The sequence below is a fragment of the Paenibacillus sp. LS1 genome, assembly GCF_026013365.1.
Classification (GTDB): domain Bacteria; phylum Bacillota; class Bacilli; order Paenibacillales; family Paenibacillaceae; genus Paenibacillus.
The window spans coordinates 164,023-181,458 of the sequence record NZ_JAPDOE010000005.1; the positions used below are offsets into that span (position 1 = coordinate 164,023).

The 17,436-nt window shown below is 35.8% G+C and carries 22 protein-coding genes; 3 read left to right on the forward strand and 19 right to left on the reverse strand.

What is annotated here, in order from left to right; all coding sequences use genetic code 11:
• Positions 1–51 precede the first annotated feature (51 nt).
• Genes OM416_RS19875 through OM416_RS19890 form a run of 4 tightly spaced genes read right to left on the reverse strand, consistent with a single transcriptional unit; the run spans position 52 to position 1,768 of the window.
• Positions 52–456, reverse strand: a complete 405-nt coding sequence (locus tag OM416_RS19875; RefSeq protein WP_264932428.1) for a hypothetical protein — start codon at positions 454–456, stop codon at positions 52–54.
• A gap of 8 nt (positions 457–464) precedes the next feature.
• Positions 465–614 (reverse strand): hypothetical protein, encoded by a 150-nt coding sequence (locus tag OM416_RS19880; RefSeq protein WP_264932430.1) that lies wholly within the window; start codon positions 612–614, stop codon positions 465–467.
• Positions 607–1,143 carry an accessory gene regulator B family protein gene (locus tag OM416_RS31950; RefSeq protein ID WP_413775809.1) on the reverse strand — a complete coding sequence of 179 codons (537 nt, stop codon included), beginning with the start codon at positions 1,141–1,143 and terminating at the stop codon, positions 607–609. The genes OM416_RS19880 and OM416_RS31950 overlap by 8 nt, the downstream gene beginning before the upstream one ends.
• On the reverse strand, positions 1,121–1,768 hold the full coding sequence (locus OM416_RS19890) for a hypothetical protein (RefSeq protein WP_264932434.1): 648 nt from the start codon (positions 1,766–1,768) through the stop codon (positions 1,121–1,123). Before OM416_RS19890 ends, OM416_RS31950 begins: the two co-directional genes overlap by 23 nt.
• Positions 1,769–2,175: 407 nt before the next feature.
• On the opposite strand from OM416_RS19890, the gene OM416_RS19895 reads away from it, so the two are divergent.
• Positions 2,176–2,835, forward strand: a complete 660-nt coding sequence (locus OM416_RS19895) for a hypothetical protein (RefSeq protein WP_264932436.1) — start codon at positions 2,176–2,178, stop codon at positions 2,833–2,835.
• 106 nt (positions 2,836–2,941) lie between these two features.
• On the opposite strand, the gene OM416_RS19900 is transcribed toward OM416_RS19895, so the two are convergent.
• From OM416_RS19900 to OM416_RS19930, 7 genes are all read right to left on the reverse strand, one after another.
• Positions 2,942–3,772: a hypothetical protein gene (locus OM416_RS19900; protein WP_264932438.1), complete on the reverse strand. Its 831-nt coding sequence runs from the start codon at positions 3,770–3,772 to the stop codon at positions 2,942–2,944.
• Between the two features lie 166 nt (positions 3,773–3,938).
• Positions 3,939–4,337, reverse strand: a complete 399-nt coding sequence (locus tag OM416_RS19905) for a GNAT family N-acetyltransferase (RefSeq protein ID WP_264932440.1) — start codon at positions 4,335–4,337, stop codon at positions 3,939–3,941.
• A gap of 44 nt (positions 4,338–4,381) precedes the next feature.
• Complete coding sequence (locus OM416_RS19910; RefSeq protein WP_264932442.1) at positions 4,382–5,302, reverse strand: DNA methyltransferase; 921 nt, start codon at positions 5,300–5,302, stop codon at positions 4,382–4,384.
• A 150-nt stretch (positions 5,303–5,452) separates the two neighbouring features.
• Positions 5,453–5,977: a hypothetical protein gene (locus OM416_RS19915; RefSeq protein WP_264932444.1), complete on the reverse strand. Its 525-nt coding sequence runs from the start codon at positions 5,975–5,977 to the stop codon at positions 5,453–5,455.
• A gap of 15 nt (positions 5,978–5,992) precedes the next feature.
• Positions 5,993–6,157 carry a hypothetical protein gene (locus tag OM416_RS19920; RefSeq protein WP_264932446.1) on the reverse strand — a complete coding sequence of 55 codons (165 nt, stop codon included), beginning with the start codon at positions 6,155–6,157 and terminating at the stop codon, positions 5,993–5,995.
• 31 nt (positions 6,158–6,188) lie between these two features.
• Positions 6,189–6,608, reverse strand: coding sequence for a hypothetical protein (locus tag OM416_RS19925; protein WP_264932448.1), 420 nt, complete (start codon positions 6,606–6,608; stop codon positions 6,189–6,191).
• Positions 6,609–7,267: 659 nt separating this feature from the next.
• On the reverse strand, positions 7,268–8,137 hold the full coding sequence (locus tag OM416_RS19930; protein WP_264932450.1) for a hypothetical protein: 870 nt from the start codon (positions 8,135–8,137) through the stop codon (positions 7,268–7,270).
• 216 nt (positions 8,138–8,353) lie between these two features.
• Here OM416_RS19930 and OM416_RS19935 point away from each other — a divergent pair, with 216 nt between their 5' ends.
• Both OM416_RS19935 and OM416_RS19940 read left to right on the forward strand, forming a co-directional pair.
• Complete coding sequence (locus OM416_RS19935; protein ID WP_264932452.1) at positions 8,354–8,659, forward strand: hypothetical protein; 306 nt, start codon at positions 8,354–8,356, stop codon at positions 8,657–8,659.
• Positions 8,656–8,988: a YolD-like family protein gene (locus OM416_RS19940; RefSeq protein ID WP_264932454.1), complete on the forward strand. Its 333-nt coding sequence runs from the start codon at positions 8,656–8,658 to the stop codon at positions 8,986–8,988. The genes OM416_RS19935 and OM416_RS19940 overlap by 4 nt, the downstream gene beginning before the upstream one ends.
• 1,033 nt (positions 8,989–10,021) lie before the next feature.
• On the opposite strand, the gene OM416_RS19945 is transcribed toward OM416_RS19940, so the two are convergent.
• The 8 genes from OM416_RS19945 to OM416_RS19980 all read right to left on the reverse strand — a co-directional run bounded on the left by OM416_RS19945 (position 10,022) and on the right by OM416_RS19980 (position 17,409).
• Positions 10,022–10,477 (reverse strand): hypothetical protein, encoded by a 456-nt coding sequence (locus OM416_RS19945; protein WP_264932456.1) that lies wholly within the window; start codon positions 10,475–10,477, stop codon positions 10,022–10,024.
• 1,019 nt (positions 10,478–11,496) lie between these two features.
• Positions 11,497–11,709: a DUF3006 domain-containing protein gene (locus OM416_RS19950; protein ID WP_264932458.1), complete on the reverse strand. Its 213-nt coding sequence runs from the start codon at positions 11,707–11,709 to the stop codon at positions 11,497–11,499.
• 12 nt (positions 11,710–11,721) lie between these two features.
• The gene (locus tag OM416_RS19955) at positions 11,722–12,642 is read right to left on the reverse strand and encodes a ComEC/Rec2 family competence protein (protein WP_264932460.1); all 921 of its coding nucleotides are present in this window, start codon (positions 12,640–12,642) and stop codon (positions 11,722–11,724) included.
• Positions 12,643–12,943: 301 nt separating this feature from the next.
• Positions 12,944–14,149 (reverse strand): 3D domain-containing protein, encoded by a 1,206-nt coding sequence (locus OM416_RS19960; RefSeq protein WP_413775810.1) that lies wholly within the window; start codon positions 14,147–14,149, stop codon positions 12,944–12,946.
• A gap of 151 nt (positions 14,150–14,300) precedes the next feature.
• Complete coding sequence (locus OM416_RS19965; protein WP_264932462.1) at positions 14,301–15,674, reverse strand: helix-turn-helix domain-containing protein; 1,374 nt, start codon at positions 15,672–15,674, stop codon at positions 14,301–14,303.
• Between the two features lie 173 nt (positions 15,675–15,847).
• Complete coding sequence (locus tag OM416_RS19970) at positions 15,848–16,213, reverse strand: hypothetical protein (RefSeq protein ID WP_264932464.1); 366 nt, start codon at positions 16,211–16,213, stop codon at positions 15,848–15,850.
• Between the two features lie 332 nt (positions 16,214–16,545).
• Positions 16,546–17,097: a hypothetical protein gene (locus OM416_RS19975; RefSeq protein ID WP_264932466.1), complete on the reverse strand. Its 552-nt coding sequence runs from the start codon at positions 17,095–17,097 to the stop codon at positions 16,546–16,548.
• 57 nt (positions 17,098–17,154) lie between these two features.
• Positions 17,155–17,409: a hypothetical protein gene (locus OM416_RS19980; protein WP_264932468.1), complete on the reverse strand. Its 255-nt coding sequence runs from the start codon at positions 17,407–17,409 to the stop codon at positions 17,155–17,157.
• Positions 17,410–17,436 lie beyond the last annotated feature (27 nt).

The window sequence follows — 17,436 nt, forward strand, 5'->3', positions numbered from 1 at the left end:
ATTTGAACTGGACATTAATAACGATGAATATAGAAAAAAATCCGACACAGTTCAGGATCGACTGGTCGGATTATCACGTATATAACTGTTATATTTCATCGTAAGTTCAACAAATTCATCATATCGAGCTTTAGCGATATAAATATATTTAGAATTTTTATTTGGTACTTCATCAAAGTATGCTCTGAACCATTTTTTATCAAATTTTCGTATTTTCCCGATATCGGGGATGTCTCCTCTATCAGATCGAACAAAATGACAATTACTCGCCCAAAGTGTATTTAAAAACCTTTGAATCTTTTCACCACTGATGAGATGAAGAAAATCATCACTTGTGTGAGCTTGCAGTTCTCCTTTTACAATCCGGAAGAATAGAATCTTATCTACATGAAGCGATTCGTATCCCGTCAGTCCTTCAGGATTTCTGCTTACTGGTAATGTTCCATTCCATTCCATGATGTGTCCTACTTTTCCTTCTGAGATTGATTTTGTTTAAGCAACTCAGCCGGTGGCTTTGGTGAATGAATCCAACCTATGCAACTAAGCACTTTTACTTTTTGATCCGCAAGTCCTCCAAGTGCATTTGTAACTTTACTTAGGTCCATTTTATCCAAGAGTAATCACCTCCTTATGTGGCAACCGAATGAGCGAGATGGATTGCAGCGCAAATGTTACTGCAAGAACAGGCGATAAGAAAATAAAATTAAAGAATATGATTTGTACTGATAGAATACGCAGATATTTATATTCGCTTTTTGGTATAACGGTATCTAATTCTATTCGGGATGGTGCAAAGATAGCAGCAAGTATTGCACTGACTCCGGTAAGTATTAACACGGTATTTGTAGACAGATGAATGTAAGGTATTACGTTTGACAAAATAACTGTAGTAACAATGCATTTCCAAGATTTAGACATATGGTAGCCGCCTGAGTATTGTCTTAATATATACGAGGCAAAGAGAATAACGGCAGTCTCTATGAAGTGTCCTAATATTAAGGCAATTGGAAGTGAAATAAAAATAGTTAGTAGAACATTAAGTATGATGATAAGAATGAATTCGATTGTTGCCACTGAATATCGGGCATTAGGGCTCCGGTCTATGAGCCATACAGCCATTTTATTTGCCACTTTTGAAATCATAAGCTCTCTCTTTCTTAACAGCGAAATAGATGAGAATGCCTACTAACAAGCTAAGTGCTAAAAACGCCATTACGAGGTCATTCTGAATGAACACATAACCAAAGCCGGCGAAGAGCAATATGCATAAGGGAAGGCCGATGACAGTATCTAGGCTAAATCTGAGTTTTGTGAAATCTGCAGAGTAACCAATTCCTTTATTAAAGAGATAGAGTGATGGCAAAGTGATTACTATGGCCGTAACTGTTTGTCCAATGAATTGATCTATTGAAGCACTCTGTGCTTTTTCCAAAGAGATCACGGTGTTGGTCAAGATGAGTAAAAGTCCGGTTTGAATAATGAAAAAGAGTACATACGTTGAGAATGCTATGATTAACCCCCACCAAAATGGTGCTTTAACAACGAGAAGTTGGAACGCTGTAAAAATGATAAGTACGATGATTGGGAAGATCTGTTTGAGGTCTACTGCTTCTCTCATGAAAAATGATAAAAACGCAACAATAAAGCTCACTATAGAGATTTCTTTTAAATAATGCTGAGGTACTAATCTAACAGCTGCTAAAGCGAGAATGAAATAAGAAAATGTTTCTATGAACGAGAAAAATATATATCCTATGTGCAGGATCATTCGTAAACTGCTCCGTTCTAATTTTGATTTTCTCTTGTAAGGATAAGAAATAAACGACAACCTTACAACTTTACAAAAACTAATTTTGAAATGAACGACAGGTAGCTAGTAATTGATGTAAAAATTTCTTATAGTGATCTTCCTTTCAAAGCAAGAAGACCATTTGAAATATAGGCATGAATACCTGTTTCAAATGGACCCCCTTTCGTTCTTGTTAATTTATTGGAAAAATCTATTTATAATATATATGCTTAGTTTATTTTTGTAAATCAAAAGAACTACATCCTGTCATGATCCTGCATATAACTCCTACAATAGTATCTGATTATTTTGTACCAGGTGATTCATTACTCGATTTTTTCCATCTGACTTATAATACGTTTATTAACCGAGAGGAGATCAATATTATGGATCAAACTATTTATTATGGTACTAATTTTGAAGGTAAAGAAGTAGCAGTTAATCACAAGGAGCGTTTCATTCACACATTAATTACGGTTGAATCCAAAGAACAGCGAGATGAAGCAATGATTAAGCAAGTTAGCCAGGACTTAGATCGACTTGCTTCAGGTCAAGCGTCTGTAACGATTTTAATCACCGAATCAGATTCTCAGCTGGCTCTAATACATTCACTCGCTTCGAAGTATAAGGTTTCCATGTACACCGTTGATGCCGCTAATGTTACAGATCCAAATGATCCTTCTTTAATTGAGATTTATAAGTCGGGCGGAATTATACTGGTGAAATTCAATGTACCGGAATTTGCTAAAGAGGCGTATTATGAAGAATTCTTTAGGAATAATATCTCATTCATCGTTAGCAGAAATAGGGATGAGTTGATTCCTACCTTCATAATAATTGATCAGTCTATTGGTTACTTGTATAAGGAGAATAGCACTCATTCCAAAAACGGACTTACCACCTTATTGATGATTGGGAGAAGTAAATTCATTGGTGTGACTCTATTGCTGGGTTCAGACATCAACCTATCATCAAATATAAGAGCAAACATTTATAACGTCATTGAATTTAACTCGGAGCATCAATGTACGTGTCAAAAGTTTTAATACAAAAACACCAGGATCATTGACCCTGGTGTTATCTTTTGTTGTTGATGTCTAAAGCCGTTAAATTGTGATTTTTAATAGTACATGTACTTGTCCTGCGATAAGTTTATTTAGCGAAGGAGTATTTACTATATTTTTCTCCAGCTAACTCATTTATGATTTCAATATGGATGTTTTGGTCTTCGAAACTTGGACTGTATCCAAGGAACCCACCGCCAGCATTAAAACCAAACACTTTGCCATTCAGTTGAACAGCAAGATCTAAGTCTTGATCGATTATAACGGCCATAACATGTAAAGCTTCTATTTCACGATTATAGGGAACCGTGAATAGCCATGCACGTTCTTCAGGCGGGAGAGAGTAACAATGTACACCATTGATCATCATATCAAATCCTTGGTCCGGATTACATGGATAGTAAGTCGCATCATTGATACAGACCTCTACCCTCTTATTTCTTTTCATTGATTTGCATAATCTGATTTTGATGTGTACTTCTGGATAATCACTCATATTATCAACCGCTTCTATTTTTTTAATGGTATCTACAACATTGCTATTGTCTACCACATTAAAACATCTATCATTCCAGAATCGACCTTTGTGAGCTATATATTCTTCAGTAAGCCAACCTGCTTCTTTTAATTTGAGATCCGTGAAGTTATTAATTGCTTCAATGTATGTTTCAGGGTTCCCGATCTCAGGATATCCTTTTGGATAATCAAAATCGATTCCACCATCAAATTTATCCTCAAACTCCTTAGCCCAAACGATAACTGCTTGTCTGATATCTACTGAATCTAGATCAAACTCTGACTGAGGGATTGAAGCTCCTTCTATCAAAGCGCCAATCATCATCCCCATCTCAGCTATATTTTCATGCACCATATTCATTCTTTTTTCTGGGGTAAGTGTTACATCATTGTTAGTCATCATTTTTCCCTCCATATGTGAAATTGCTATTATTCTAACTTTTAATATGTTTATTTCTTTTTGCGAGAAGATTTCCGTTTCATTCAGCGAGGCTTATTCTTATGGAATAGAAGTCATAAAAAAACGTCTCTTATTTTGAAATTAGTTCAAAACAAGAAACGCTTTAATATTAGGAATCAATTCTTTGTTCAAGAGTATAAATCCAATCATAGCAAAATGACTTTTCTGGATATTTCAATTGAAAGCCATGTTTAATACAGAAAGCGATCATTGAATCGCTCATCACAGATTCAACCTTGATGATTGGAATTCCATTATTGATGCAGTAATTTCTACACCATTCAAAAATTGAAGTTCCAATACCCTGACGTTGTTTCTCCAAACCAACGTCAATCGTGGCGATGGTTAACCACATGTTAGGCATTAATCTTAAGTAAAGTTCAAGCTCTGGGGACTTTAGCGTTACGTTGTTACTGAAGCCTTTATAGACCTCAATGGGATGCGCATAGATTGTTTCCATCAAATTCACCAATTCAACGTACCAATTTGGAACTGTTTTTAAATTCAAAATAATCTCTCCTTAGTGCTATCAAGACAATTAATCCTGATGACTTAAAAAACGAGTGGCAATTCAGGTATTTTGAAACGATCTTTTATTTTCTCAACATTCTCTTTTAAAATTTCAAATAAGACAGCTATTCGCCCTGTTCTCATAGCAGCGATACCCAGATTCCCACTGCCAGCGCCCTGGTCAATTACAACTTCTCCAGGTAAGGTGATTGCATGCAAAATAGCCTCATAAAGTTCTATTGGTTTCTCAGCTTGGTGAACTTTATGCTGGGGAGATGCCGGCTGAAATATAAATTCAGTTGGAAGAAGATACGCTGTTCCTGACATCAACCGAGTTCCATTTCCACGTTGCTTATCTAATCGCAATGATCGTGCTTTTCCTTTGACAAAAAACATGATGTCTTCTGTATTCTTTGACTTACGGCCAGTGTTCCAGATCCGGACCCCTTTTTTCCAGGGTACTTTAGCATAATATAGTAACCCACACTCATTAGCCAAGCATTTAATTTGATACAGGTAATCATAATTATTCTCATTTTCAGCAGGTAGAAATTCTACCAAGAACCCCCCAGGTTTGAGTACCCGAGCTTTTTCCTTAAAATCTTCGAGTTCATACCGGAATGTGGTTTGTTCGTATGGTTTTACAAAATTGCGATTCGTACCTACATTTGAAGCTTTATCCTCGTATGCATGATCTGTGACAATTGCATCAATGCTGTTGTCAGCAAAGGTGCTAAGATCACGACCGTTTCCTTCGACTACAAGAGCAGCTCCATCTTCAGTAGTAAAACAGTACACCCCACGAGATACACGTTCACAGCGGGTTTTGAGTTCTCGATATAACCTGCCGCGAACTGTACTCTCCGGTTTATCTGGGAAGTGTGCGGCAATCTCCTTAATATGCATAGGACGTGCATTTCGCTTTAAGACTTCAGCAATTCGGTTCGCAAGTATTTCTTTCATGATGATCTCCTTTAAATAGTTTGGGTTGTGACTAGAGGCACAAAAACGCCCCTCTCAATAAAATGTATAAGACATTTTCATTCAGAGGGACGTTCTTATAGGTTCACAATAAAGAACCGAGCATTCATCGGCTCTTTATTGTGAATTATATTAAATTGATATTACTTGCTCAACTTCATTATTGTAATCACTTGGAATTCCTAAAGCAGTGGTATACTCCTCTGCAACTAATCTGTCTTCTGGCGTAGTGAGATTCATTTTAATAGTTAAATTCCCGTCAGAACAGTTAGTGTATATCCCAGGTTGCATGTTACCATCAAGTGACTTATTTAATGGATGGACTTGAGCGGGATATTTATTTGAATAGTAATTGTTTACTTTATTCGCCAAGTATTTTTGATCAGAATAACGTTCTTGTAATCCATCTTTAGCTTCAAAGTAGGATTTTTCCACATAATCGTATTCATCTTGCTCTATATGGATGTCATCCATACTCGTCTTGTACTCTTCAATCATATTACGAAAATTTGGAATAGAAGAACGAAGAGAGCTAAGTTCACAAGTTGGACATATGCCCATAACATCAATACAGCCAATCTCTGTCTGTGGACCAACACCAGAACACCCCAAAACAGACTCTTTGTAACAAAAATCGCAAGTCTCAATAGTTGCCATAATTAAAAGCTCCTTCTATTTGTTAGATTTATGTTTTAGGACGATATCTCCCTCATCTTCAGCACTAAAAAAGTCTAAACCCTCTTGAGCAATTCCTAATTTATATTTTAATGCGAATATATATCCCATATCTTTTCCAAAGGAAAGCCAATCTGCTAAAAAATAAATGATCTTCTTCATTAGTAATTGCCCTCTCTCATTCCTAATTTTTTTAATGAGCTGCATAAAGTACTTCATTTCCTGAGGTATGTCTTGTTGAATTAACCCATTCTTTCATAACATAAGAAAAGTGCCGCTCCATTTTTTGAAGGTTAGATACAATCAAATCTTTGTGTCCAGTAACTGATGTTACGGGTACAACAAAGGAGAGCTGCTCAGTCATTGAACTGAATTGAATCAACACGCAAGTTTCTTCATTTGTCTGTCCTTGAATACTTTTCACTTCAGCCCATTGATCTCTTAAAGCTGGAGGACGTTCAGAAAATTGCAAGAGCAATTCAGAAAAACATTGCACCCTAAAGAAGAGAGATTCTTGCACCAAGGGAGGTATTGCTAAGAAGACCTCAGCGTGTGCCTCTTCTAGCCCTAGAATATTTGCAATTCTTGAGAAGTTGATTTGAGATGTTGTCATGTTAGTTTCTCCCCTATATAAATATAATGTTGAACTTCTTTTGTATTCTCTCCATTTGTCTCTGACTTTTGTTTACATCAACAATTGGCGTTGGTTTAAATCGATCGGGATGTTCATGCAACTGAAACCTAACCATTTTTTCTCTAACCATACCCAGTGAATTAAGTTCTGCTAAACAGTCTCTCAAAGAAGATCGAATTAAATCGGACCAGGGTTCAAAGACACCAGTGTGACTGTTAAAGAAAAATGTGTTCACTTGATAACTGCCGGTACATTTAGCTGAAAGGCTTAATATCGCTCTCGATTTAAAGTCTCCAGGTATGTAGTAGTGATAAACAAACATAATCGCTCCCTCTAAATTTGCTTTAAAGCACAAAAAAATGCCCCTTATAGGTTGGAAATGTGATTTCTCATCATTTGTCCTATAAGAGGCATTTAGTAAGTTAATATTCCATATGTCGCGTGACTGGAATAAGTGTGTTCAAAGATATAATAAACGAATTATAACACTTATCTTTTAAGAATTCATCTACAGTTTTGAGATTCTCCTCCCCCTTGTTCGTTAGTATTGAGAAGTTTTGGTAATATGACTGATGTATCAACATAACTTTATATTCCAGGTGATTATAACAATTGAAATTGTCCATAATATTGAAGTTTTAATTAAATACCGATATATCGATCTTTGTTATTAATTTTTTCAATAGCTTAGCTGCTTCCCTATCTTCTAAACTGGTTTTAAAATATCGAAAAATATCAACTAAGATTGTTGATTCACTTGAAATGCGAAGAGATTTTTTACTTATAATATATTCAATATCTTTATCACAATCCAGTACCTGCTCTAGTACATCAGAGTAAACATGATGATCATCAATGATATTCTTTTTCAAAAGAAGTTCAAACTTCTCGAATAAGGCATCCTCTTTTGAATCATTTATTAATTCTTTTATTTCTGCGAAGTCAATATTTCCAGTCTCAAATGTTTTAACAATTAGATAAACAATCTCTCTTGTTTTATTCTTGAGATTTTGAAGGATTTCAAGGTTATTTTTCAAATGGTCTAAATTATAGTCACTGTTTTTATCAAGCCATTCTTTTAATTTCAATTGATCATCAAGATTGATTTCCTCTTCCGGTTCATCCAAATAGGAATTTCCTTCTTTTTGCTGAATAGTTTTGATGTGATCATCGGAAATCGATTTTGAATTTATTTTTTGATTTTTTTCATGATTATACTTAAATTCTTTTAAACGCTCTACTGGAAATTTTTCGATATTATTATCAATCTTGGTATGATGCGGATGACACATAAACATTAAGTTGTCTAGCCCTCTTCTTTCTTCATCCGTCTGTTCTGGATTGAATCGAGGTCCCTTTGGTTCTGCTGCCTCAATATGAGCTAATTCCCCAACATAATCATTCTCTGAATCTACTATTTCTGCGGGACAATCAGGATAAGCGCACTCATTTCCCGATCTTAAAGCTAAGGTTCGTAGCACATTTTTTTTCGGTTCTTTCCTAGCCATTTTATACCACCTATCCACTAATGTTATGATCTGATTATATCAGATAACAGATACCTCCAAAACAAAACCCCTCCTGATCTTCCATTTATGATTTTAAAAAATATAAGAATAGCACATATAACTTTGCAGATAATACCTCTTGCATATCGTGTTTGTGGGTATATAATAAACGTACATACACAACGAACTTATGTTCGTGTTCGGAGGTTGATTGTATTGAAAAAGCGAGTTATTGCACTCATTGACATGCAAAGTTTTTATGAAGCAGCCAAATTGTTATTCTACAAACATTGGGATCGATTACCCGTCCGAAGAGTCTCAGTTTCTCTTTCAGACCTGGTTGATGCTGATACCTATCAGATGTCATTGTTTGATAATAAAGAGCAGCAACGGGCTATAGATAAGGTTGTGGACGATATTAAAGACCGATTTGGTGAGATATCTATTTTACGCGCTAGTTCATTAACAACTGCTGGACTGGCTAGAGATCGAGCTTTAAAAATAGGGGGACACTATAAATGAGGGTAAAAAAACTTACTGCTAATGGATTATGGGAATCTAGCCGCATGATGTTACCTCAACACACTGAAAGAATTGTTGCTCATCATGAAGAGCCTAAAATGATAAAGATGCCAGTAATGCATGAGGATGAGAAACAAGAATTTATGTATAAGATTAATGAGTCTCTTTATTGTAAGGATGCACTCAAAATGGAAACCATCAAAAATGGAAAACTTTTGACATTCCGTGGGGTTGTAATAGACATTCAGAATGAAAAAATTAAAGTGGAGATTGAGGCTGACTTTGACTGGGTAGATATCAACAAAATTATTCGTGTTGATTTTTTATGATGTCTGAAACCGAAGAAGACCTTCTTTTGGTTAAAAACTGTGTCGAGCTTCCCTTCCTTTTAAATGTCATTGAACATGACCGTAAGAAAATTCTGACCAGCAATATTAAATTTAAAGAAGTTTATAATTTACATTTACTAAAGATCCAATCGCAGATACTTAATGATTTGAAGGATCTGAAGATGAAAATGAGAAACTATATGATTTTTGTGATTAAAAAGGAAGAACATCACGATAGATATATCATTAAATACAAGAATAAGGGCTACGTTCATTATATGGAATTAGAAAGAACTAAGATCAAGTATGATTTGATAGAACTGATGAATTCCTATGAACAAGAATAAATTTCTAAGGAATATGTTATAAATGGATGACCAGCCAGTATCCAGTTGTAGACTTATGTATCTTGATGTATAGTACCTTTTAAACGATGTATCTTTAAAACATTATTAATTGATAATATAATCCGGACAGTGAGCAGAGAAAAGGTAAGTGAATAAACTTATAAATGGAGGTAATTAACTTAATTATGTTTGGCCTAATTAGTGAATTCTTCAGATCGAGAATAACTTTGAATTATTTTTTAGTTAGTTTAAGTAGACCAATTCAAACAAATTGTTGGGATTCCAGAAATGATTTGATTCAAGTCATTTCAGACACTAAATATAAAGAGTACAAAGAGTTAACAGGATTAATGAGCAAAGAGGAGTTAAGAAATCCTCAACGGATTACAACTCATCGTATAAAAGAATTTTCACTTAAATGTAATGTGCCTGAAGAAGAAATAAACTCTCTCTTTAAACTGTTCGAGATTAACTATAGAATTCCTCTACCCAAAGATCCTATCGAACGTATTGAATTTGTATATAATTACAAGTGGTGAGCAAGAAAAGAAACAGCCTCTCGAAGAGGCTGTTTCTTTTCTTGCTCTTTTGACTTTATCACTACTATTTTATTTAGATAAGTTTTCTAAATAAACTACAATCGAATCATCTACCATGATATATCTCGGAATTAGGTTCGACTACACTTATGACAATTCCAACAAAGCTAAGATACCAGCTTTGCAACGTTGCTCAGGAGTTGCTTGTACCAGATTAAACTCCTCTGCACCAATAATCTGTAATTTCAACTCCATTGTGAACCGGATCATAATCATGTTATCGTTCAAACTTCTGAGGTGCTCACCGAGTACATATGCAGCTGATATGTTGGTTGAAAAATCCCCGTCTCCATAAATAACATGCTTTAATAGATCAATTTCAGAATAAGGAATAATTGTATACCGCTCTTTGCGTTTCTCCCAGTCTTGAAACTTCTTAAATGGTTCTTCCTCCCCAGGCTTTTGAAACGTAACTGATTCATAATCATTACGTTTTTCTAGCCACGGAATCCATCCCAAGATAAATTCTTGAACCCACCGGTTTATTTGAGTGGTGGATTTCTCACCTAACACTTGCTTTCGAGTCAATTTTGTTTTAGTCATCTACTTTTCCTCCTGAGGTATGTAATTCAACAAATTATGAACATAGTTACGACTTTAATCATTGAGAATCATAACTTAGTTTGAGGTTAATCAAATTAAATTTTCACATCGTAGTCAGTATGGTTTACAAACCAATGCTGCCCTCCATTAACCGGCATTGCCTCAACACCCACATCTCTTTCTGCTTCATCGTAAATTTCCCACTCGGTAACTACACAATGTTGACCAAACTCAAACTCATGATGATTCGTATTTGCAGTTATAACGATGTGCTGACCAGGACTAATACTTGTATTAATTCCAATTAACCTTCTAATTTCATCATGCATTCTTGAAGAATAATTTGTACAGTCGCTTTATCAATTGCAGTATTATTAACAATGTTACTTTCAATCTCTTCTAATCTCTCTTTATCCATATCTATTCTCCATTCTCATTTAATTAATTTGTTCTTTAGTTCCGGAAAATCGAGATTGCATTGTGATAATTGTAATACAATCAATCATTGTTATCTATTCTTGAGAGCAATATTTAATTGGAGGAACTACTCGATTATCAGCACCTGAATTATACTTAGGGCTATAAGTCTATTTTGCTTAAGGAAGGAGCTGGTAGTATGAATATTTCCACTCTGTTATCATCAAATTACGCAGTCTATTTCACGCTGGATGATGAAAGGATGTTCCAATTAAATACTGTAGATGGAACCCATAAAGAAGTCTCGACAATTCCAATCTTAGACCGAAGTATACCAATTATGGTCTTACACAAAAATCAGTTTGATTTCGTGAAACACTATCATTTGAACCCGGACAATCCAGATAGAATCAGTTTATCAAGGGCAGAATTATATAACCAAATCGGGTTCATTAGTGATGAGGAATTGAGGACATTCTCCAACTGTATCAAAGGTTCTGATACTGCATCGGAGCAATAGTAAATAGAAAAGAGAAACAGCCTCTGTGAAGGATCTGTTTCTCTTCTACTGTCCTTTAAAATACTGTGGAGGGGAGTAGATACTAATCTTCCCAAACTTCCTCAGCTAAGCGTTTAATGCGTTCCTCAGCCGATTTAGTAGCAGCTTTATCGGTAATCCATCTGCCATTCTCTAATTCAACTACATCTCCAGTCTTTACGGCCGGATCTACTTGGTCCCTAGGGATATCCTCACACGCTCCATCTATTTCGATAACCGCAAATGGACCTTCGAATCGATCAACTATACCTTTCATGTAAAAAAACCCCTATCGTTCTGTTTTAAACTCCCATTTGTCTCCATTGGTTGTGGCCAAAATGGAGCCTTGTAAGTCATTACGAAACACTTTAACCTTCTGTTTTTCTAGGCGCTTCAATACTTTGTCTGTAGGATGGCCATACTTGTTATTAGCCCCCACTTGAATGACGGTGTATTCAGGTTTTACAGCTGATAATAGCTTTGCCGAACCGCTGCTGCTTGACCCGTGGTGCGGTTGGAGAATGAGCGAAGCTCTAAGATCTTCACCAGACTTAACCATATCCATCTCACTTTCATACGAAGCATCACCAGTCAAAAGAAGGGACTGATTCTTGTAGGTTAATTTTACAACAACACTGTAGTCGTTCAAATCATCATATTTAGATTTAATGGGTGCTAATACTTCAACAGAAATGTCTTTTCCAAAGTCGATTGTGGTTCCTGCTTTTGCGCTAGTTATCTTCAGACCTTTTTTCTTCGCAGACAGTAACACAGACTCAAACGTTTTAGTATTTGTGGTCACTTTTGGCATGTAGAGCTTCTTCACATCAAAGTTATCAATTACAGCATCAAGTCCTCCGATGTGATCTGCATGAGGATGACTACCAATTGCAACATCAATTTTCTTAATATTATGTTCTTTTAGAGTCCTAACCATCAAATCTTCTGTACCGTTGTCTCCTGCATCAAAAAGCATGACCTTTCCGTTGAGTTCAAGAATGATCGCACTCCCTTGATTTACGTCTACAAAAAGAACATTTAACTGCCCCTTTTTAAATTGAAGCTTCTGATCTGAAGAAGAAATATTAATCGTTTCAATCCCGTCAGCCACTGCTTGGGCAGATTTAATAAAGTTCTCTTGGTTTACTGAACACGATGTAAGCAGAACGGATAGAATGATTGATGTGAGTATAATCTTGAATAGTTTCATGGGTTACCTCCAGTTTATAATTTAGCTGTTCAATCCTACTATTATGTAACGAGTTTGAGCACCTCCTATACATGATTTCAGTTCTACTTCTCTGGATGAATGCAGCGTAGAAGGCACAAAAAAATACACTTTAACCTGAATGACAAATGTCTAGTAATTATTAGACGTATTGCCACCAATTTAAAGTGTATTTATAAAGTGTGATCCTCTCGCGCATGCAGAAGATTTAATCGTTTAAGATAAGGTAGAATAAACTTATCCTAACATTATATTCCTATGTTGAGAAGTACTCATTTTTTGCTTATGATGATATGTCGTCGGGTTTATTAGGACCGATTATGGTGACCGTATATCCTTTTTTTCTGCCGAAGAAATTCGCATATTCTTCACTTTCAAAATACACATCTATTTTCTTTCCTTTAATAGCTCCTCCTGTATCTTCGGCCTTCCTGTAACCGAGGCCATCAATATACACCCACCAGCCCATAGGGATCACACTCGGATCAACAGCAATCGTCCTCCCTTCCATTACTTTTGTTCCAGATGCTGTAACCCCGTAATCCGGATCTCCCTCATGCTTACCTGTGGAGGCGTAATGGGCTGTATAAGCCGTTAGTTCGAATCCAGTTAATGTTTCTTGGCTTTCACCGTCATAAGGTAACATAGATTGATTATCGGTTGCCTGGATTTCCTCCACCAAGGCGCTCGATACTCCCTCTTCCTGAGTGATAAGGATATTGTCCTGAGTAGTCGGTACTTCGATGTCTGGTTCAACGTAAACCGGTTCAGGTTCTTTCGTTCCTACAACTACAATTTGTGGAATCCCTTCAGTCTTCACGATGGACTCGTTAGGATCTTCGTTCAGTGCATATCCATTTAAATACGTTTTTTGGACTTGTTTTTGTATCGTTGGGGGAGTACCCTTCTGAGCTATACGACTCTGACCTTTTAGTAAGGTATCGTCATAGATTGTGATGGTTTTTAGTGGCTGATCCTCAAGGGTTTCCTCCATATTCTTTACATAATTCAGTATCATAATATCATCGTTTGCTAGCAGCGTTGATTTTCGCGAAGGTGATGTTTCATCATCATCTGATAGCGCTATACCCACGTCCTCTAATGCCATTTCTACGCTTTTTGCAGTGGATGAATAGTGAGTGGTTTGACCTTTGCTAGTAATCGTAAAGTTCTTAGCATAGCGAATCTCGATGTTCAAGCCATCCTCAATCACCGTCTGCAGGGGGACAGAAATATAATCACGCTTGGCCAACGGTATCATCTCATCTTGAAGCATATCTTCTACAGTCGTACTCTGTGTATCGACCTCAAGAGATTTTCCATCGATATGCAGTACGATTGATGTGGTTATGGGACGCCGGCTTTCTATAATATACACACCCGAGACAACCAGGCTTAATGCCACACAAACGAGCACACACACAAACCACTTACGTTTTAGTAGAAACCCAAGAGAGGCAAGAGACAAATCTAATCTTCTAAACATCAAAACAAGTTACCCTCCTTCTGTAAATAAAAAAAAGCACCTCAATGCAAGCCTACCGGCGCATTGAGGTGCTTCCTCTTTCATGTCTTATATTGTTAGGACTATTATTATATTTTTAGCACGTAAGGTCAAATATTCAACAAGTACAATACGCTTAGTATCTTGGCTCAGGCAGTAAATTTTGAAGATGGCCAAAAATCTGATTGTGATCTAGGTTATTAAGAGCTGCATGCAGTGTCTGCGCAGCCTGTTTGAACAGACTATTCGATGATCCCTCTTCAATTTCAGCAAGAGCGTACATAATCTTGCCTAATTGTAGATGATCAGACTGATCAACATACTGAGACGTGCGATGCAGCATCTTTGTTTGTTCCGTGATGTTTCCTATTGCTTTGTAATATAGTGAAGCAAGCCAGAACGTATTTTTGTTAATGGAGTCAGGCATTTCATCTGCAATCTCTATACAATATTTTACGTGCTCTAGAACATCCTCAGATCGATTCTCTTTTAACATCAACTCTATCCAATTATGTAGCAGTTCAATGTGAAATATTGATTGTGTATTCATTGCAGACAGAAAATCGCCATCAAAAAACTCTTCAATTAGTTTGTGATTCTCCGGATCTATTAGATATAACGTATAAAAACATTTGTACATATTTGGAATCGTTGTGGAATCACTGGTCTTTTGATAATAAGTTAATGCTTCTGTAATATAATCTTTTGCTTGCTGAATATCTTCTTTAATAAATGAATAAATGCCGAGAGCAAATTTAATTTCTGTTTGAAAGACAGTATCTGCATCTGAAAGCAACGCTGCATCTTTAGCATGCGTCATGGCAACATCTGTGTATCCTATGAAGCTATACAATAAACTTAGATTATACAATGTATTCGATTTCACTTCGTCAGATATGCGGTTTTCATCGATATAGCGTAAAGCATCTCTTGAGTATTTTAGGGCTTCACTTATTTCCTTAGAGCGATACAATTCACAAGAAAGAGCATTTAATGATCGTACCTTGTAATGACTGAGTATTGAATGATTTCCTGAAAGTGCAGAAATTTCTTTATAATTGTCTGTTTCCTTCTGTTTATCACCCCTGGATTTAGAGATCTGGGAGTCGATAAATAAAAAAGCAGGTTTAAGCCATTCTAGTTCTTTTGAAGTAACAGAATTACGTATTTTCATTTTCATTTTTTCAGCTTTGTCTATGAGTCCACTTTTAACAAATTGTAAAGTCAGATCAATCAATGAAGTAAACTTTTCAATAGGTGGTGTTAATAATGTATCTTCACTGAGAATATCTGTTATATCAACTTCTAGTGCTTTAGCTATTGTTCTAATTTCGTCAAAGTGCTCTTTTGAAATCTTTCCGTTCTCAAGGTAAGAAATTTTACCAGATGAAATGTACGTATCCACAGATAATTTTGAGATTGAAATGCGTTTGTTTTGTCTGATTGCACGAATATTTAAGCCTATCTTAATTGGATCATATTCACGTAGATTGAATGAGTATTTTTCCACTATGGTTCCCCTTTTGTTAATAATCCAATAGGTATAATGCCCTATTGGAAGTATTATAAACTAAATTATGTATTTTAAGAAGAAGAGAAAATATGTATCAATATAAAATGGAAAGATTAGTATATATAGAACCTTTTCTGAAACTAAGATTTTCTCTTCTGGCAGCGGTGTTATTATCCCAAATCACTTGTGGAAAGTGAACTCATTTGTAAATTCACTAACTCTTCTAGCCGTTCTTTAGTGATATTAAGATCGTTTTGTGCTTGAGTAATTGCGAATGGATGCACAGACTTACCTACATGTGATTTGAAGAATTGAAATGACTTCTTTGTTTTAGTTCTTAATTCAAAGTTATTGCTAATACTAGCATTACACATGAGACTTAGCTCAGCAAGCAACTGTGCAGCACTTGGCTTTGAGACCCGTGTCCAAATGACTTGTGGCAGACGATCCTCAATTCCCAACTCATTTATTCTTGCTTGAACACTTGGAAATTTTGAGGTATCTATTTGTTTAGCACCTTTAATTGGTTTTGTCATGTAGCTCTCTCCTTTATCTACCTATTTAAGAATCATAATCAGGATTGCCATTATATTAATCCTATGGTTTTTACCAGAGAATAATATTTTACATTTATCACTTCTCATTTAATCAGAGTACTGGACTATTTGAATGTTACTTTAGTCTCACAATCCTCCAGATATTCCTTGGCTCAGAATTGGCTCAGAAAGTAAGTTTACTATTAGAACTTGTAATGTAATTGTACAAATAAAAACACCTGGTTGTCTAAATTTGAGCATACATAATAAATATTGATCTGAATGTAAGGGCACCGACAACCAGAGGAAGGTATAGTTTAGTTGGATGTTCTTTAATTACTTAGTGCATCCAATTCATTAAATAAAATTGCGTCCGTGCGTTCGATGTCCTTTAGCGCATGCTGCAAATCTTTAGCTTTTAGTTTCAATTGTATCCTTAAAGCCTTGATCCCTTCTTTGTTAGAGCAATAGTATTGATTGTTATTACAAGTAACCCCCACCAATTTTACATCTTTCAGCGCCATGTAGCTCACAAGTTGAGCGTCTTCTTGTTCCAATTGTATCAAACCCTCACGAATGAGCTCCGATGCAAGAATAGACAGCCTCTCCTCCTCATTCGGAGGGAATGGTATACTCATTTCTCTACGGGTATCAGTAGAAATAAATTGTGGATTAAATAAAGCGTTTCTGGCAGTTGAACGCCCAAACTTTTTTGCAATCTGATTATATAACGATTCCTTTAGTTCAGAATCCTCAGTAAGATTTTTCAATGTCTTCTCTACCAGGTCTTCACAACTTAAGTTCAATTGAATTCCGTCGGTTCCTAGAAGATAATGATATTTAATTTTATTAAATTGAAACGTGCCTTTTCCTAGTAACTGCATGTTGTCATCTCCCTTGTAAAATCGATTAAAAACTCTAACTTGAATATCAGATATATTTTATACATTCTTTCGTTTAACACTTTTTAGAAACAAGATGCAATTCAATGCTTTCTCTTTTTCTTCAGGAGTAACCATTTCATCATCGATGAACAGGTCGCTTCTGTTCAAAGGAGTTATTAATTGGTTGTACGGGTTTGGGCTACCTGTTTGAATCATTTTTACTTGATCAAGGTCCGCTATAAACCTAAACCCTTTCTCATATAATCCATTAAATGCTTCAATTAATGAAGAATCAAGAGTATCGTTTTCCATAATATTTCCTCTTCTCTTATATCTCTC

Bases quoted from the DNA above. Each gene is read 5' to 3' on its own strand.
- OM416_RS19955 (WP_264932460.1), bottom strand. From the start codon at position 12,642: ATGAAACTATTCAAGATTATACTCACATCAATCATTCTATCCGTTCTG.
- OM416_RS19915 (WP_264932444.1), bottom strand. From the start codon at position 5,977: ATGGCAACTATTGAGACTTGCGATTTTTGTTACAAAGAGTCTGTTTTG.
- OM416_RS31950 (WP_413775809.1), bottom strand. From the start codon at position 1,143: ATGATTTCAAAAGTGGCAAATAAAATGGCTGTATGGCTCATAGACCGG.
- OM416_RS19975 (WP_264932466.1), bottom strand. From the start codon at position 17,097: ATGCAGTTACTAGGAAAAGGCACGTTTCAATTTAATAAAATTAAATAT.
- OM416_RS19945 (WP_264932456.1), bottom strand. From the start codon at position 10,477: ATGACTAAAACAAAATTGACTCGAAAGCAAGTGTTAGGTGAGAAATCC.
- OM416_RS19980 (WP_264932468.1), bottom strand. From the start codon at position 17,409: ATGGAAAACGATACTCTTGATTCTTCATTAATTGAAGCATTTAATGGA.
- OM416_RS19890 (WP_264932434.1), bottom strand. From the start codon at position 1,768: ATGATCCTGCACATAGGATATATATTTTTCTCGTTCATAGAAACATTT.
- OM416_RS19970 (WP_264932464.1), bottom strand. From the start codon at position 16,213: ATGACAAAACCAATTAAAGGTGCTAAACAAATAGATACCTCAAAATTT.
- OM416_RS19950 (WP_264932458.1), bottom strand. From the start codon at position 11,709: ATGAAAGGTATAGTTGATCGATTCGAAGGTCCATTTGCGGTTATCGAA.
- OM416_RS19900 (WP_264932438.1), bottom strand. From the start codon at position 3,772: ATGATGACTAACAATGATGTAACACTTACCCCAGAAAAAAGAATGAAT.
- OM416_RS19895 (WP_264932436.1), top strand. From the start codon at position 2,176: ATGGATCAAACTATTTATTATGGTACTAATTTTGAAGGTAAAGAAGTA.
- OM416_RS19925 (WP_264932448.1), bottom strand. From the start codon at position 6,608: ATGACAACATCTCAAATCAACTTCTCAAGAATTGCAAATATTCTAGGG.
- OM416_RS19930 (WP_264932450.1), bottom strand. From the start codon at position 8,137: ATGGCTAGGAAAGAACCGAAAAAAAATGTGCTACGAACCTTAGCTTTA.
- OM416_RS19920 (WP_264932446.1), bottom strand. From the start codon at position 6,157: ATGAAGAAGATCATTTATTTTTTAGCAGATTGGCTTTCCTTTGGAAAA.
- OM416_RS19940 (WP_264932454.1), top strand. From the start codon at position 8,656: ATGAGGGTAAAAAAACTTACTGCTAATGGATTATGGGAATCTAGCCGC.
- OM416_RS19875 (WP_264932428.1), bottom strand. From the start codon at position 456: ATGGAATGGAATGGAACATTACCAGTAAGCAGAAATCCTGAAGGACTG.
- OM416_RS19910 (WP_264932442.1), bottom strand. From the start codon at position 5,302: ATGAAAGAAATACTTGCGAACCGAATTGCTGAAGTCTTAAAGCGAAAT.